Origin of the sequence: Micromonospora sp. NPDC093277 (genome assembly GCF_044765245.1) — a bacterium.
Lineage (GTDB): Bacteria > Actinomycetota > Actinomycetes > Mycobacteriales > Micromonosporaceae > Micromonospora.
The window spans coordinates 910,986-925,123 of the sequence record NZ_JBIWJO010000001.1 but is presented as its reverse complement, the minus strand read 5'-3'; the positions used below and the strand labels follow the sequence as shown (position 1 = coordinate 925,123).

Sequence of the window (14,138 nt, the reverse complement as noted above, 5' to 3'; positions counted from 1 at the left end):
GACCGCAGTCTATGGAAGCATCCGCGCCGCCACTGACCCGAGGGCCGGGTGGGGTGGATCACACATGAGTCACGGTGACTCACTGTTCCCTGGGTCGTTCCGGCTGTGCCGCCAGCTGAGCAGGCGGTCACGACAGGGCGTCTCCCTGGGCCAGGCCACTCGCCCAGCCCAGGGGACACCTGAACGCTAGATCTTCAGCTGCAGCCGCTGGTGGAGCCGCAGCCCTCGCAGACGTAGCAGCTGCCGGCCGGCCGCATCTTCGTACCGCAGGTGAAGCAGAGCGGCGCGTCGGCGGCCTTGCCGATCACGGCCTCCAGCAGCTCGGTGCTGGAGCCCACCGACGGCGCCGGCTTGACGACGACCGCGTCCACAACCTCCTGCTTCGGCTGGACGACCGCGCCGGTCTTCGGCTCGGGCGTCGCAACCGGGGCGGAGGAGGCCATCGCGGTGAAGTCGGCGGCGTTCGCCTCCGCCTCCGCCTCGGCCTGGAGCTGGGCGGCCCGCTCCTTGGCGGTGAAGATGCCCAACTCCGCACGGCGGTCGTACGGCAGGAAGTCCAGGGCCAGGCGACGGAAGATGTAGTCCATCACCGAGGCCGCCATCCGCACGTCCGGGTCGTCGGTCATGCCGGCCGGCTCGAAGCGCATGTTGGTGAACTTGCTGACGTACGTCTCCAGCGGGACGCCGTACTGGAGGCCGATGGAGATGGCCACCGAGAAGGCGTCCATCACGCCGGCCAGGGTCGAGCCCTGCTTCGACATCTTGAGGAAGACCTCGCCGAGGCCGTCGTCCGGGTACGACGAGGCGGTGAGGTAGCCCTCGGCGCCGCCGACCGAGAAGGAGATCGTCTCCGACGGGCGCTTCTTCGGCAGCCGCTTGCGCACCGGCCGGTACTCGACGACCTTCGCGGGCTCCGCCACCGGCTCCACCGCCTTGTTCGGCTTGGCGGCGGAGAGCGGCTGGCCGACCTTGCAGTTGTCCCGGTAGATCGCCAGCGCCTTCAGGCCGAGCTTCCAGCCCTCGAAGTAGATCTTCTCGACGTCCTCGACGGTCGCCTGCTCCGGCATGTTGACCGTCTTGGAGATCGCGCCGGAGATGAACGGCTGGACGGCCGCCATCATCCGCACGTGGCCCATCGGCGCGATGGACCGCTCGCCCATGGCGCAGTCGAAGACCGGGTAGTGCTCCGGCTTGAGGCCGGGAGCGTCCACCACGTGGCCGTGGTCGGCGATGTGCTCGACGATCGCCTCGACCTGCTCCTCGGGGTAGCCGAGGCTGCGCAGGGCGCGCGGCACGGTCTGGTTGACGATCTGCATCGAGCCGCCGCCGACCAGCTTCTTGAACTTGACCAGGGCCAGGTCCGGCTCGACACCGGTGGTGTCGCAGTCCATCATCAGGCCGATGGTGCCGGTCGGGGCGAGCACGCTGGCCTGCGAGTTCCGCCAGCCGAACTTGTCACCGACCTTGTTGCCCAGGGTCCACTGCTTCGTGGCCTCGCGCTGGACGGCGGTGGCCACCGTGCCGGTCGGCTTGATCCCGTCGTTGGCGGCGGCGTGCTTGCGCATGACCCGCTTGTGCGCCTCGGCGTTGCGGGCGTAGCCGTCGTACGCGCCGACGATGCCGGCCAGCTCGGCCGAGCGGCGGTACGCCGTGCCGGTCATCAGCGAGGTGATCGCCGCGGCGACCTCCCGGCCCTGCTCCGAGTCGTACGGCAGGCCGGAGGCCATCAGCAGCGCGCCCAGGTTGGCGTACCCGATGCCGAGCTGCCGGTAGGCGCGGGTGGTTTCCCCGATCTTCTCGGTCGGGAAGTCGGCGAAGCAGATCGAGATGTCCATCGCGGTGATGACCATCTCGACCGACTTGACGAACTTCTCCACCTCGAAGCCGCCGTCGGCGCGCATGAACTTGATCAGGTTCAGCGAGGCCAGGTTGCACGAGGAGTTGTCCAGGTGCAGGTACTCCGAGCACGGGTTCGACGCGGTGATCCGCCCGGTCTCCGGGCAGGTGTGCCAGTCGTTGATGGTGTCGTCGTACTGGAGGCCGGGGTCGGCGCACTCCCAGGCGGCCTGGGAGATGGTGCGGAAGAGCTTCTTGGCGTCGACGGTCTCGATGGTCTGCCCGTCGAGTCGGCCGCGCAGGTCGAAGGTGCCGCCGTTCTCCACCGCGGTCATGAACTCGTCGGAGACCCGGACCGAGTTGTTGGCGTTCTGGTACTGCACGCTGACGATGTCGGAGCCGCCCAGGTCCATGTCGAAGCCGGCGTCCCGCAGCGCGCGGATCTTGTCCTCCTCGCGCGCCTTGGTGACCACGAACTCCTCGATGTCCGGGTGGTCCACGTCAAGGATGACCATCTTGGCCGCACGCCGGGTGGCACCGCCGGACTTGATGGTCCCCGCGCTGGCGTCCGCGCCGCGCATGAAGCTGACCGGGCCGGAGGCGGTGCCACCAGAGGAGAGCAGCTCCTTCGAGGACCGGATCCGGGACAGGTTGGCGCCGGAGCCGGAGCCGCCCTGGAAGATCAGCCCCTCCTCCTTGTACCAGTCGAGGATGGAGTCCATCGAGTCGTCGACGGCCAGGATGAAGCACGCGCTGACCTGCTGCGGGGACGGCGTGCCCACGTTGAACCAGACCGGCGAGTTGAAGCTGAACACCTGGTGCAGCAGCATCCAGGTCAGCTCGTGCGCGAAGACCTCCGCGTCGGCGGGGGCGGCGAAGTAGCCGTACTCCTCACCGGCGGTGCGGTAGGTGCCGACCACCCGGTCGATCAGCTGCTTGAGCGACCACTCCCGCCCCGGGGTCCCCACCGCGCCCCGGAAGTACTTGGTGGTCACGATGTTGGCCGCGTTGACACTCCAGGACTCGGGGAACTCCACCCCGCGCTGCTCGAAGTTGATCGAGCCGTCCCGCCAGTTCGTCATCACGACGTCGCGGCGCTCCCAGGCGACCTCGTCGTAGGGGTGCACCCCCTCGGTCGTCCAGACGCGTTCGATCTTCAGCCCTGCCCCGGCCTTGTTCCGCGACTTGCTTGTCGTCACGACGTCGCCCCCCTCGTTGCGCGGTCACCCACCGCGCGTCCCAATCTGTCAGAAACCCGTAAAAACTCAGCTGGTCCGGCCGGCGACCTCGGCCGGCTCGGCCTCGGCGCCCTCGCGGGCGCGCGCGGCGGCGCGCAGCGTCTCGATCTCCCGCTCGAAGTCGGCGAGCGAGTCGAAGGACCGGTAGACGCTGGCGAACCGCAGGTAGGCCACCTCGTCCAGGTCGCGCAGCGGGCCGAGGATGGCCAGCCCGACCTCGTGGCTGGGGAGCTCGGCGGCCCCCTTGGCCCGCACGGTCTCCTCGACCTTCTGCGCCAGCAGCGCGATGGAGTCGTCGTCGACCGGCCGACCCTGGCACGCCTTGCGTACCCCACCGATGATCTTGGTGCGGCTGAACGGCTCGGTCACCCCGCTGCGCTTGACCACCGCGAGCACCGCCTCCTCGACGGTGGTGAACCGCTTGCCACACTCCGGGCAGGCTCGCCGCCGCCGGATGAGCTGGCCATCGTCGGCCTCCCGCGAGTCGACGACCCGAGAGTCGGCGTACCGGCAGTACGGACACCGCATCGCCTGACCTCCTTGACCAACCATGGGCACGCCGACCGGCTCCCGGGCACGCGTGACCGCGACGAAACCATCGTTCCGATGGTCGCCGGCGGTCGACTGTACGGGAGTGCGGTCGGTAGCCGAACCCAACCTGTAGGCGACTTACGCCCATGTGACTACTACATCTAGGGGTCGACCGTATGCCGTCGCCCAAGCGAAATCAAGTCGGCGCGCGTGTCCGGCGCGTCATGCGCATCACCCACTCGAACCACCCCCTCCCGGCCACCGAAGACCCAACGGCTGGCGCCCGGGACGGTTACCGACCACCCTCGACCCGCCTTTCACGGATCGAACACTCGTTCGAGGGCCACGTACTATTAGCAGAACAGGCGTTCGGAAATCCAGGATTTCACCGCGACACGCCGACAACAGGTCGTACAGATGTTTGAAAATGGCCGATCTCACCTATACGGTCAACAACGACCGGACGCGGCGTGTCGCGGCGGACCGGGTCGACAGCACCACCTGAGCACGCACCACGAGCCGACGAGGCACCCAGCGCCGACCAGGGAGGACGGACGTGACCGAGGACCGGGCCAGCCGGCAGAAGAACCCGCAGCCGATCGACGGGGCGGGTCCGCCGGCGACCCGCCGACCCCGCGCCGCGCGCAGCCGGGCGGCCCAGCCCGCCGTGCGCCCGGTCACGCCGGTGGTGAGCAGCTTTCCCGACCCGACGACGGTCGACCTGACCGCCCGGCAGCGGCGGATCCTGGAGTTCATCCGCACCTGGGTGGAGCGCCACGGCTACCCGCCGAGCGTGCGGGAGATCGGCGAGGCGGTCGGCCTGGTCTCCCCGTCCAGCGTCGCCTATCAGCTCAAGGAACTGGAGAAGAAGGGCTTCCTGCGCCGCGACCCGAACCGGCCGCGCGCGGTGGACGTCCGCGCCCCGGCCGACGTCGACGACGAGGCGACCCGCGCGCAGCGACCCACCCCGGCGTACGTGCCGATGCTGGGCCGGATCGCCGCCGGTGGCCCGATCCTCGCCGAGCAGGCGGTGGAGGACATCTTCCCCCTCCCCCGCGAGCTGGTCGGTGAGGGCGAGGTCTTCATGCTCCAGGTCAAGGGCGACTCGATGCTCGACGCGGCCATCTGCGACGGCGACTGGGTGGTCGTCCGGCAGCAGCCCAACGCCGAGGTCGGCGACATCGTGGCCGCCATGCTCGACGGCGAGGCGACCGTGAAGACCTACCGGCGCCGCGACGGGCACGTCTGGCTGATGCCGCAGAACCCGGCATTCGACCCGATTCCCGGCGACGACGCCACCATCATGGGTCGCGTGGTCGCCGTGCTGCGCCGGATCTGATCCGCGATCGGGTGACCGCCCACAGGGCGGTCACCCGCATCTCGCGACTGCCAGGAGGGATTCCTGGTGCGAACCGGCCCGTCCGAGGCCCAACTGCCGCCCGGAGCGTGACACGGGGCGGGCTCAGTAGCGGTCGCCCCGGTACTCCCGGCTGCCCGAAACCGGCCCGTACTGTCCCCGGTCGTCGTAGCCGCCGCGTTGGCTGGCGCGCGGGTCCCGGTGGTCGGGCTCCCGACGCGGCGGCTCGGCACGCCCGCCGCCGTACATGCCGCCGCCCTGCGGGCCGCCCCCGCCCTGCGGACCGCCGCCGTACACGCCGCCGCCCTGCGGACGGCCACCGCCGCCGTAGACACCGCCACCGCCACCGCCACCGCCCGGTCGACCACCACCGCCACCGCGCTGCGGGCCGCCACCGTAGCCGCCGCCACCGCGACCGCCGCCGCCCTGGGGACGGCCGCCGCCGGACGACGGTCGGCCGGGGGCGCCGTTCGCCGGGGCGCCGCCACCGTAGCCGCCGCCACCGCCGTAGACGCCGCCCTGCGGAGCGCCGCCACGCGGTGGGACGCCGTTGCGGGGCATCTCGTTGCCGCGCCCCGGTCCGCCGGCCGGCTCCTCGACCGGCGCGGGCCTGCGGCGGGCACGCAGGATGCCGAAGATGCCGGCGCCGACCATCAGCGCGCCGATCACCCCCACCGCCGCGATCAGGTACGTGATCTCGTTCAGGGTCAGTCCCTCGATCCAGGATTTCTGCGCGGCCGGCTCGGTCGTGTCCTTGCCGGCGTTCGGCAGCGTCTCGACGCCACCGGTGGACGGGGTGTAGCTGAGAATCTCGATCGGATCGGAGCTGTCCATCTGACCGCCGTCGGAGACGGTGACGAACAGCTTGCCGTCCGGTGTGTAGGAGATCGCCTCGCCGAACGGGTCGGCGAGCGGGGTGGCTCGCGGCGTGCCGCTGGTCAGCGCGCCGATGATGTCACCGTCAGTGACGTTGTACTCGAAGGCGTCCGCGTAGGTGCGCAGGACGACCTTGCTGCCGTCGGGCGAGCGGGCCGCGCCGGTGACCGTCATCCGGCCGAGCGCGCCGAGTTTGTTCTCGGTGGTCGTCTTCGGGACGGTGACCTCGCCGACCTTCGTCATCGGCACCGGGTCGGTGTCACCCGACTTGAGCTTCGCCCCGGGCTTGAAGATCTCCGCCTTGCCGGACGGGTCCTTGGTGATGATCAGCGGCAGGTTGTCGTCGCCGATGAGCAGCGCCTCGGCGTCGTGCGGCTTCTTCTCCGGGTACGACAGCCGGTGCAACACGGGCTGCTTCGAGCCGTCCAGCGGCATGGTCCAGACGGCGACCCGCTCCCGGCGGGTCTTGCTGGTGATGTTGTCGCCGATGTCGCCGATCCAGAGGGTCTTGCCGTCCGGGGCGAGGGCCAGGTCCTCGGTGTCGTACGGCCCGGCGCCCGAGTAGCGGACCTCGTCCGAGACCGCGCACTTGCTGTTGAGGAAGAAGACCCGCTTGCGGCTGTCCTGTTCGCTGCTGTCGTTGATCACCACGTAGCCGCTGCCGGTGGCGACGAGACCGGACAACTCACGCAGCCGTTTGTCCTCGACCGTGCACTTCTTCTTGGGCGCCGCGGCCGGCACGGGGGCTGCGGCGGGGGCCGCCAGGACCAGCCCTGGCGGCGCCACGATCGCGCCGACGAGGCCCAGCGCGATCGTGACCGAAGAGACAGCGAGCCGCATGTGGCCAAGTGTCGCATGTCCGCGGATTCCGGCGGGTGACGCCGGACGGCTCACCGGCCGGCGCCGACCGCCTCCTCGCCGACGAGCCGGTCACCGGCGCGGTAGGCGACCAGTTCGGCGGCGAGCGCCTCGCTCACCCGTACGTGCAGCAGCGTGCCCTCGGGCAGGTGGGAGGTGCTCAGCACCTCGCCCTGCCGGTGCACCCGGGCCACCAGGTCGCCCCGGTCGTACGGGAGGACCGCCCGGATCTCGACCGCCGGGCGGGGCAGCCCCTGCTCGACCGCCTCGCGCAGTTCGTCGATGCCGCGACCGGTGTGCGCGGAGACCAGGACGGCGTCCGGCCAGAGCCGCTTGAGCCGCAGCAGCGCCTCCTCGTCGGCCGCGTCGGTCTTGTTGACCACCAGCAGCTCGGGCAGCCGGTCGGCGCCCACCTCGGCGAGCACCTCGCGGACCGCGCGCACCTGCTCCTCCGGGTCCGGGTGGGTGCCGTCGACCACGTGCACCACCAGGTCGGCGTCGGCGACCTCCTCCAGCGTCGAACGGAACGCCTCGACGATCTGGTGCGGCAGGTGCCGGACGAAGCCGACCGTGTCGGAGAAGGTGTAGAGCCGGCCGTCCGCGGTGGTGGCTCTGCGGGTGGTCGGATCCAGGGTGGCGAACAGCGCGTTCTCCACCAGCACGCCCGCCCCGGTGAGCCGGTTGAGCAGGCTGGACTTGCCGGCGTTGGTGTAGCCGGCGATGGCCACCGCGGGCACCGCGTTGCGCGAGCGGCGGGCCCGCTTGGTGTGGCGTACCGTGGTCATGCTCTTGATCTCGCGGCGCAGCTTGGCGATCCGGTGCCGAATCCGGCGCCGGTCGGTCTCCAGCTTGGTCTCACCGGGACCGCGCAGACCCACTCCGCCGCCGGCGCCGCCGCCGCGACCGCTACCACCGGTCTGCCGGGAGAGCGTCTCACCCCAGCCGCGCAGCCTCGGCAGCAGGTATTCGAGCTGGGCCAGCTCGACCTGCGCCTTGCCCTCGCGGCTCTTGGCGTGCTGGGCGAAGATGTCGAGGATCAGGGCCGTCCGGTCGACCACCTTGACCTTGGTGCGCTGCTCCAGGTTACGCAGCTGGGACGGGGACAGCTCTCCGTCGCAGATCACCGTGTCGGCGCCGGTGGCGAGCACCACCGCACCCAGGTCGTCGACCTTGCCGCGACCGATGTACGTGGCGGGATCGGGCCGGTTGCGGCGCTGGATCAGCCCTTCGAGCACCTGCGAGCCGGCCGTCTCGGCCAGCGCCGCCAGCTCGGTGAGGCTGTTGTCGGCGTCCGCCTGGGTCCCCTCGGTCCAGACGCCCACCAGGACGACCCGCTCCAGCCGGAGCTGGCGGTATTCGACCTCGGTGATGTCGGTGAGTTCGGTGGAGAGGCCGGGGACCCGCCGCAGCGCCTGCCGCTCCGACAGCTCGTACTCGCCGGTGGTGGCGTCGAGCTCGTCGTCCTCGTAGGGAACGAAGGTCTCCTGCTCTCGCAAGCTGCGTCTCCTGTCCGTTATGTCCTCCGCCGGGTGGTTTCCGGCGCGTACGTGCAATCCTGACATGTGGCAACGCTCGGCGCACCCGCAATATGCCCGTGGCGCTACTAACCGGTAGCGGGGCCGGATGCCGGCCAAGCTGGGCGGGCGAGTAGAAATGCCAGTCGAGCCGTTCAGCGCCGACGGAGGAGTTTTCGTGGCCATCAGCCGATTGCCGAGTGCCGGGTTCTCGATCACGATGCGGATCGCGGTACCCGCGGACGCCTCCTCCATCGGCCGGTTGACCACCGCGACCGGCGAGGCCGGCGCCATCGTCACCGCGCTCGACGTGGTCGACTCCGACCCGGCGCACGTGATCGTCGACCTCACCTGCGACACCGCCGACGCCGGCCACGCCGACCAGGTGGTCCAGGCGCTGACCGCGCTGGACGGGGTGGACGTCCGCAAGGTCTCCGACCGGACGTTCCTGCTGCACCTGGGCGGCAAGATCGAGGTCAACTCGAAGGTGGCGCTGCGCACCCGCGACGATCTGTCCCGCGCGTACACCCCGGGGGTGGCCCGGGTCTGCCAGGCGATCGCCGAGAACCCGGCCGACGCCCGCCGCCTCACCATCAAGCGCAACACGGTCGCCGTGGTCAGCGACGGCTCGGCCGTGCTCGGCCTGGGCAACCTCGGGCCGGCCGCCTCACTGCCGGTGATGGAGGGCAAGGCGGCCCTGTTCAAGCGCTTCGGCGGGGTGGACGCCTGGCCGGTGGTGCTGGACACCCAGGACACCGACGAGATCGTCTCGATCGTCAAGGCGATCGCCCCCGCGTACGGCGGGATCAACCTGGAGGACATCGCCGCGCCGCGCTGCTTCGAGATCGAGGCCCGGCTGCGCGAGGCGCTGGACATCCCGGTCTTCCACGACGACCAGCACGGCACCGCGATCTGCGTCCTCGCCGCGCTGACCAACGCGCTGCGTGTCGTGGGCAAGCAGCTCCCGGACGTCCGGGTGGTCGTCTCCGGCGCCGGCGCGGCCGGCACCGCGATCATGAAGCTGCTGCTCCGGCAGGGCGTGGGCGACATCATCGCCTGCGACCGGCAGGGCGCCCTGCACCGCGGGCTGACCGGCCTCAACCCGGCCTGGCAGTGGCTGGCGGAGAACACCAACAGGGAGAACTACTCCGGCGACCTGCGCGGGGCGGTCAAGGGCGCGGACGTGTTCATCGGGGTGAGCGCGCCGAACCTGCTCACCGGCGAGGACATCGCCACCATGGCCGAGGACTCGATCGTCTTCGCGCTGGCCAACCCGGACCCGGAGGTGGACCCGCGGGAGGCGCGCAAGCACGCCGCGGTGGTCGCCACCGGCCGCTCCGACCAGCCGAACCAGATCAACAACGTGCTCGCCTTCCCGGGCGTCTTCCGGGGCATGCTCGACGCGCACGCCGAGGAGTTCACCGAGGAGATGGCGCTCGCCGCGGCCCAGGCCATCGCGGACGTGGTCGGCGAAGACAAGATCAACCCGACGGTGATCGTGCCGAGCGTCTTCGACGCCCGGGTCGCCCCGGCCGTGGCCGCCGCCGTCCGCGCCGCCGCGCAGAACCCGGGCGCGACCCCGCCGCCGGCCGCCGACCCCGGCCCGGCCGACCTCCCCGAGATCGCTGCCAACGCCAGCGCCACCCCCTGACCAGCCGCCACATCTCTCCCCCGGCCCCGGCCAACCGGTCGGCGCCGAAGTCCCCCCGGGACTGGTTCCGGCGGCTCCGGCATATCGCGACCACCCCGCCCAAGCCGTGAGAGCGACATGTCTGTGAGACGTATTTATGTCTCACAGACATGTCGCTCGACAAGCTCTGCCGTCGGGACGGCCCACGGTTCGGATGGTGCCACTGGAGTTGAGCAGTGCGGTGCGGGTCAGGGTAGGAGGGTGGGGAGGGTGACCTCGCCGGTGGCGACCAGGACCGCCGGGCCGGCCAGCCAGCAGGAGTCGGCCGTCACGGTCACCGTGAGGCGGCCACCGCGGACGTCGACACCGATCGTGCCGCCGGCCCGGCCGGCGTCGCGCAGCGCCACCGCCGCCACGGCGCAGGCACCGGTGCCGCAGGAGAGCGTCTCGGCGGAGCCACGCTCGTAGACCCGCATCAGCAGGTGACCGTCGGTGCCGGCCACCGGCTCGCCCGGCGCGGTGAACTCGACGTTCACCCCGGCGGGAAAGACCGCCGGGTCGACCTCGGGTGCCCGGCTGAGGTCGAGGGCGGCCAACTCCAGGCCGGCCGGCAGGGCGCAGACCAGGTGCGGGTTACCCACGTCCACCGCCGTGCCGGTGAGGGTCAGCCCGCCCAGGGCGGTGGCCGCCGGGTCGCCCAGCCGGGGGCGGGGCATCTCGACGGCGATCTCCTCCCCCTCCACCCGGGCGCGGACCAGCCCGGCCCGGGTGGCGACCGGCAGCCCCGCACCGGAGGGGACGGCCAGCCCCGACTCCAGCAGGTAGCGGACGAAGACCCGGGCGCCGTTGCCGCACATCTCGGCGTACGAGCCGTCGGAGTTCCAGTAGTCCATGAACCACTCGGCCTCGCCGGCCAGGGCGACACCCTCCGGGTGCTTGGCGGCGCGTACCACGCGCAGCACGCCGTCGCCGCCGATGCCGCGCCGCCGGTCGCAGAGCGCGGCGACCAGCCGGGGCGTCAGGTCGAGCGCCCCGTCCGGGTCGGGCAGGATGACGAAGTCGTTGCCGGTGCCGTGGCCCTTGGTGAACTCCACGCCCCCATCATTCCCGATGGTCGGCGACCACCCGCAGCGCAGTGTCCAGAACCGAAGGCGACGCCGAGTCCAGCCAGTGGATCCGCGGGTCGCGACGGAACCAGGACCGCTGCCGGCGGACGAACCGGCGGGTGGCCCGGATCGTCTCCTCGTACGCCTCGGTCTCGGTCAGCTCCCCGGCCAGGAAGCGCAACACCTGCTGATAGCCGAGGGCCCGACTCGCCGTACGCCCGTCAGGCAGACCCTGGCCGACCAGCGCCCGCGTCTCGGCGACCAGGCCGTCGGCCCACATCCGGTCCACCCGCAGCGCGATCCGCTCGTCCAGCAGCGCGGTGTCCAGATCCACCCCGAGCTGCACCGACGGGTAGAAAGGCCGCGGCTCGGGCAGCGCGGCGGTAAACGGCGCCCCGGTCAGCTCGATCACCTCCAGGGCCCGGACGATCCGCCGCCCGTTGCCCGGCAGGATGCCCGCCGCCGCCGCTGGATCGGCCTCCCTGAGCCGGGCGTACAGCGGGGCCGGGCCGACGGCGGTCAGCTCCGCCTCCAGCCGCTGGCGCACCACCGGGTCGGTGCCGGGGAACTCGAACTGCTCCAGCACCGCCCGCACGTACAGGCCGGAGCCACCGACCAGCAGCGGCACCCGCCCCCGGCCCAGGATGTCGTCGACCGCCGCGCGGGCCAGCTTCTGGTACTCAGCGACGCTGGCCGGCTCGGTCACCGCCCAGATGTCGAGCAGGTGGTGCGGCACGCCCTCCCGCTCGGCCGGGGTCAGCTTGGCGGTGCCGATGTCCATACCCCGGTAGAGCTGCATCGAGTCGGCGTTGACCACCTCGCCGTCGAGGGCGTGCGCGAGGGCGATGCTCAGTGCCGACTTCCCGGCCGCGGTCGGCCCGACCACGGCCACGACGGTCCCGGTCACCGCTGCACCCGCTCCCAGCAGGCCACGAAGTAGGCGACGCCATAGGGGGCCTGGTGGTAACCAAGGTCACCCCGCCAGTCACCGCCCGCCGCGCGGACCGCGCCGGCCAACACCTGCCAGGGCGCCCGACCGGCGACCCCCAGCTCCGCCGACAGCACCGGGTCCAGACCGAGCAGGGCCTCGGCGTCCGCGTCGGCCAGGGCCCGGGCCACCCCGTCGTCGTACGCCTGCGCACGCGGGTCGTCGTAGCCGGGCGCCTTGACGCCCCGGCACGCCGAGCCGTCCCCCATCGCCAATACCGCGGTACGCCCCTCGGACCCGGCGGAGAGGGCCGCACCGAGGTCGACGCACTCGGCCGCCGGGGCGTCAACGGCGACGGAACGGGCCAGCCGGGGCAGCTCGGTGCGGGTACGACCGACCAGCCACGCCCCGATGGTGAGGCTCAGCGGGAGCACCTCGGCACCGGAACAGGCGATCTTCCACAGCCGCACCGGCCGGTCGAGGCCGTAGCCACGCAGCGTCCCAGCATCGGCGGAGCCGAAGATCCTGGTCTCCGGCCCGCCACCCACCAACAGGATCACCTCCGGTTCGGCGGTGAGGAGCCGGGCGACGGCGGCGTCGCAGGCGGCGCGGAGGTCGTCCAGCTCCGGCGCGGCGGCACCGGCCAGCTCGGGCACGATGAGGGGCGGGTGGGGGCAGACGGCGGCGGCGACCAGAGGCACCCGCCCAACCTATCCGGATGCCCCGGTGCGTCCCCGCGCCGATCCGGTCATCCGGGCGCTACGACACCGTATGGTCACGGTCGACGGCAGGCGCTCGACACGGACCGGGTCGGACCTGTGACAATGCCGGAAGTAACTTTGCTGCGCCGTGGCGGCGATCGCGGGGACATCCGTCGACGCCGGGAGAACGAGGATGGGCACATGAGCGACTGGACTGCCTTCGGACGGGTGGACGCGGACGGCACCGTCTACGTCAAGACCGCCGAGGGCGAGCGGGTGGTCGGATCCTGGCAGGCGGGGGCCCCGGAGGAGGGGTTGGCCCACTTCGCCCGGCGCTTCGACGACCTGGTGACGGAGGTTGACCTGACCGAGGCCCGGCTCAACTCGGGTGCGGCTGACGCGGGTCATTCACTGACCACGATCCGGCGGATCCGTGCCTCGCTGGCCGAGGCGCACGTCGTGGGCGACATCGACGCCCTGGCCGCGCGCCTGGACAAGCTGGCCACCGTGGCCGAGGAGAAGGCCGGCGAGGCCAAGGCGGCCCGGGAGGCCGCCCGGGGCGAGGCCCTGGCCCGCAAGACGGCCCTCGTGGAGGAGGCGGAGAAGCTGGCCGCCGAGTCGACCGGGTGGAAGACCGCCGGGGACCGGCTCAAGGAGATCCTCGACGAGTGGAAGACCATCCGCGGGGTCGACAAGAAGACCGACGGTGAGCTGTGGAAGCGGTTCGCCGCGGCCCGGGACGGCTTCACCCGGCGTCGGGGTGCCCACTTCGCCACCCTGGACCAGCAGCGCAAGCAGGCGCAGACGGCCAAGGAGGAACTGGTCGCCGAGGCCGAGAAGCTGAAGGACTCCACCGACTGGGGGGCCACCGCCGGCCAGCTCAAGGACCTCATGACCCAGTGGAAGGCCGCGCCGCGGGCGTCCAAGGAGGCCGAGCAGAAGCTCTGGGAACGGTTCCGGGCGGCGCAGGACGAGTTCTTCACCCGGCGCAGCGAGGTCTTCTCGGCCCGGGACAACGAGCAGCGCGCCAACCTGGAGCGCAAGCAGGCCCTGCTCACCGAGGCGGAGTCGCTCGACGTCGACGGCGACCCCAAGGGCGCCCAGGCGAAGCTGCGGGACATCCAGGCGCAGTGGCACGAGGCCGGCCGGGTGCCCCGGGAGGCCGCCGCCGGGTTGGAGCGCCGGCTGCGCGTCATCGACGAGAAGGTCCGCGAGGTGATGGAGTCGGCGTGGCGGCGTACCTCCAAGGAGGACAGCCCGCTGCTGGCCCAGATGCGGGCGCAGGTCGCCGAGGCCGAGGACCGGCTGGCCCGGGCCCAGGCCGCCGGCGACGCCCGGCGGATCAAGGAGGCTGAGCAGGCGCTCGCCTCGAAGCGGCAGTTCCTCCAGCTGGCCGAGCAGACCAGCTGAGCTGAGCCAGTTCCACCGGAGCCCCCGGTCCCGCCACACGGGACCGGGGGCTCCGGCGTGTCAGGGCCGGGACCTGGGCGACCACGACCACCGCATGATCCACTTCAGGTGTTCTTGACGCATCGAGGCGAGCTGATCAGAATTAGCGGCGGA

The 14,138-nt window shown here is 71.7% G+C and carries 10 protein-coding genes; 3 read left to right on the top strand and 7 right to left on the bottom strand.

The features are described from left to right. Window positions 1-194: 194 nt before the first annotated feature. On the bottom strand, window positions 195-3,035 hold the full coding sequence (locus ACIRG9_RS04230; RefSeq protein ID WP_402849845.1) for a vitamin B12-dependent ribonucleotide reductase: 2,841 nt from the start codon (window positions 3,033-3,035) through the stop codon (window positions 195-197). Between the two features lie 66 nt (window positions 3,036-3,101). Beyond that, window positions 3,102-3,602 carry a transcriptional regulator NrdR gene (gene nrdR / locus ACIRG9_RS04225; RefSeq protein ID WP_402849842.1) on the bottom strand — a complete coding sequence of 167 codons (501 nt, stop codon included), beginning with the start codon at window positions 3,600-3,602 and terminating at the stop codon, window positions 3,102-3,104. A gap of 559 nt (window positions 3,603-4,161) precedes the next feature. Between nrdR and lexA the strand changes: the two genes are divergently transcribed. Continuing rightward, window positions 4,162-4,944 (top strand): transcriptional repressor LexA, encoded by a 783-nt coding sequence (gene lexA / locus ACIRG9_RS04220; RefSeq protein WP_402849839.1) that lies wholly within the window; start codon window positions 4,162-4,164, stop codon window positions 4,942-4,944. 123 nt (window positions 4,945-5,067) lie between these two features. On the opposite strand, the gene ACIRG9_RS04215 is transcribed toward lexA, so the two are convergent. Together ACIRG9_RS04215 and hflX are read right to left on the bottom strand one after the other, a co-directional pair. Beyond that, window positions 5,068-6,678, bottom strand: coding sequence for a hypothetical protein (locus ACIRG9_RS04215; RefSeq protein ID WP_402849837.1), 1,611 nt, complete (start codon window positions 6,676-6,678; stop codon window positions 5,068-5,070). A 50-nt stretch (window positions 6,679-6,728) separates the two neighbouring features. After that, complete coding sequence (gene hflX, locus ACIRG9_RS04210) at window positions 6,729-8,192, bottom strand: GTPase HflX (RefSeq protein WP_402849834.1); 1,464 nt, start codon at window positions 8,190-8,192, stop codon at window positions 6,729-6,731. 157 nt (window positions 8,193-8,349) lie between these two features. On the opposite strand from hflX, the gene ACIRG9_RS04205 reads away from it, so the two are divergent. Further along, on the top strand, window positions 8,350-9,861 hold the full coding sequence (locus ACIRG9_RS04205) for an NAD-dependent malic enzyme (RefSeq protein ID WP_402849831.1): 1,512 nt from the start codon (window positions 8,350-8,352) through the stop codon (window positions 9,859-9,861). Window positions 9,862-10,088: 227 nt separating this feature from the next. Here ACIRG9_RS04205 and dapF read toward each other — a convergent pair whose 3' ends face one another. The 3 genes from dapF to ACIRG9_RS04190 are packed head-to-tail and all read right to left on the bottom strand — an operon-like array spanning window position 10,089 to window position 12,575. Continuing rightward, window positions 10,089-10,934: a diaminopimelate epimerase gene (dapF, locus tag ACIRG9_RS04200; RefSeq protein WP_402849829.1), complete on the bottom strand. Its 846-nt coding sequence runs from the start codon at window positions 10,932-10,934 to the stop codon at window positions 10,089-10,091. Window positions 10,935-10,941: 7 nt separating this feature from the next. Continuing rightward, on the bottom strand, window positions 10,942-11,874 hold the full coding sequence (miaA, locus tag ACIRG9_RS04195) for a tRNA (adenosine(37)-N6)-dimethylallyltransferase MiaA (protein WP_402850269.1): 933 nt from the start codon (window positions 11,872-11,874) through the stop codon (window positions 10,942-10,944). Beyond that, window positions 11,850-12,575 carry a class III extradiol dioxygenase subunit B-like domain-containing protein gene (locus tag ACIRG9_RS04190; protein WP_402849826.1) on the bottom strand — a complete coding sequence of 242 codons (726 nt, stop codon included), beginning with the start codon at window positions 12,573-12,575 and terminating at the stop codon, window positions 11,850-11,852. The genes miaA and ACIRG9_RS04190 overlap by 25 nt, the downstream gene beginning before the upstream one ends. 201 nt (window positions 12,576-12,776) lie before the next feature. Between ACIRG9_RS04190 and ACIRG9_RS04185 the strand changes: the two genes are divergently transcribed. Further along, window positions 12,777-13,985: a DUF349 domain-containing protein gene (locus ACIRG9_RS04185; RefSeq protein WP_402849823.1), complete on the top strand. Its 1,209-nt coding sequence runs from the start codon at window positions 12,777-12,779 to the stop codon at window positions 13,983-13,985. The last annotated feature ends 153 nt before the right edge of the window (window positions 13,986-14,138 follow it).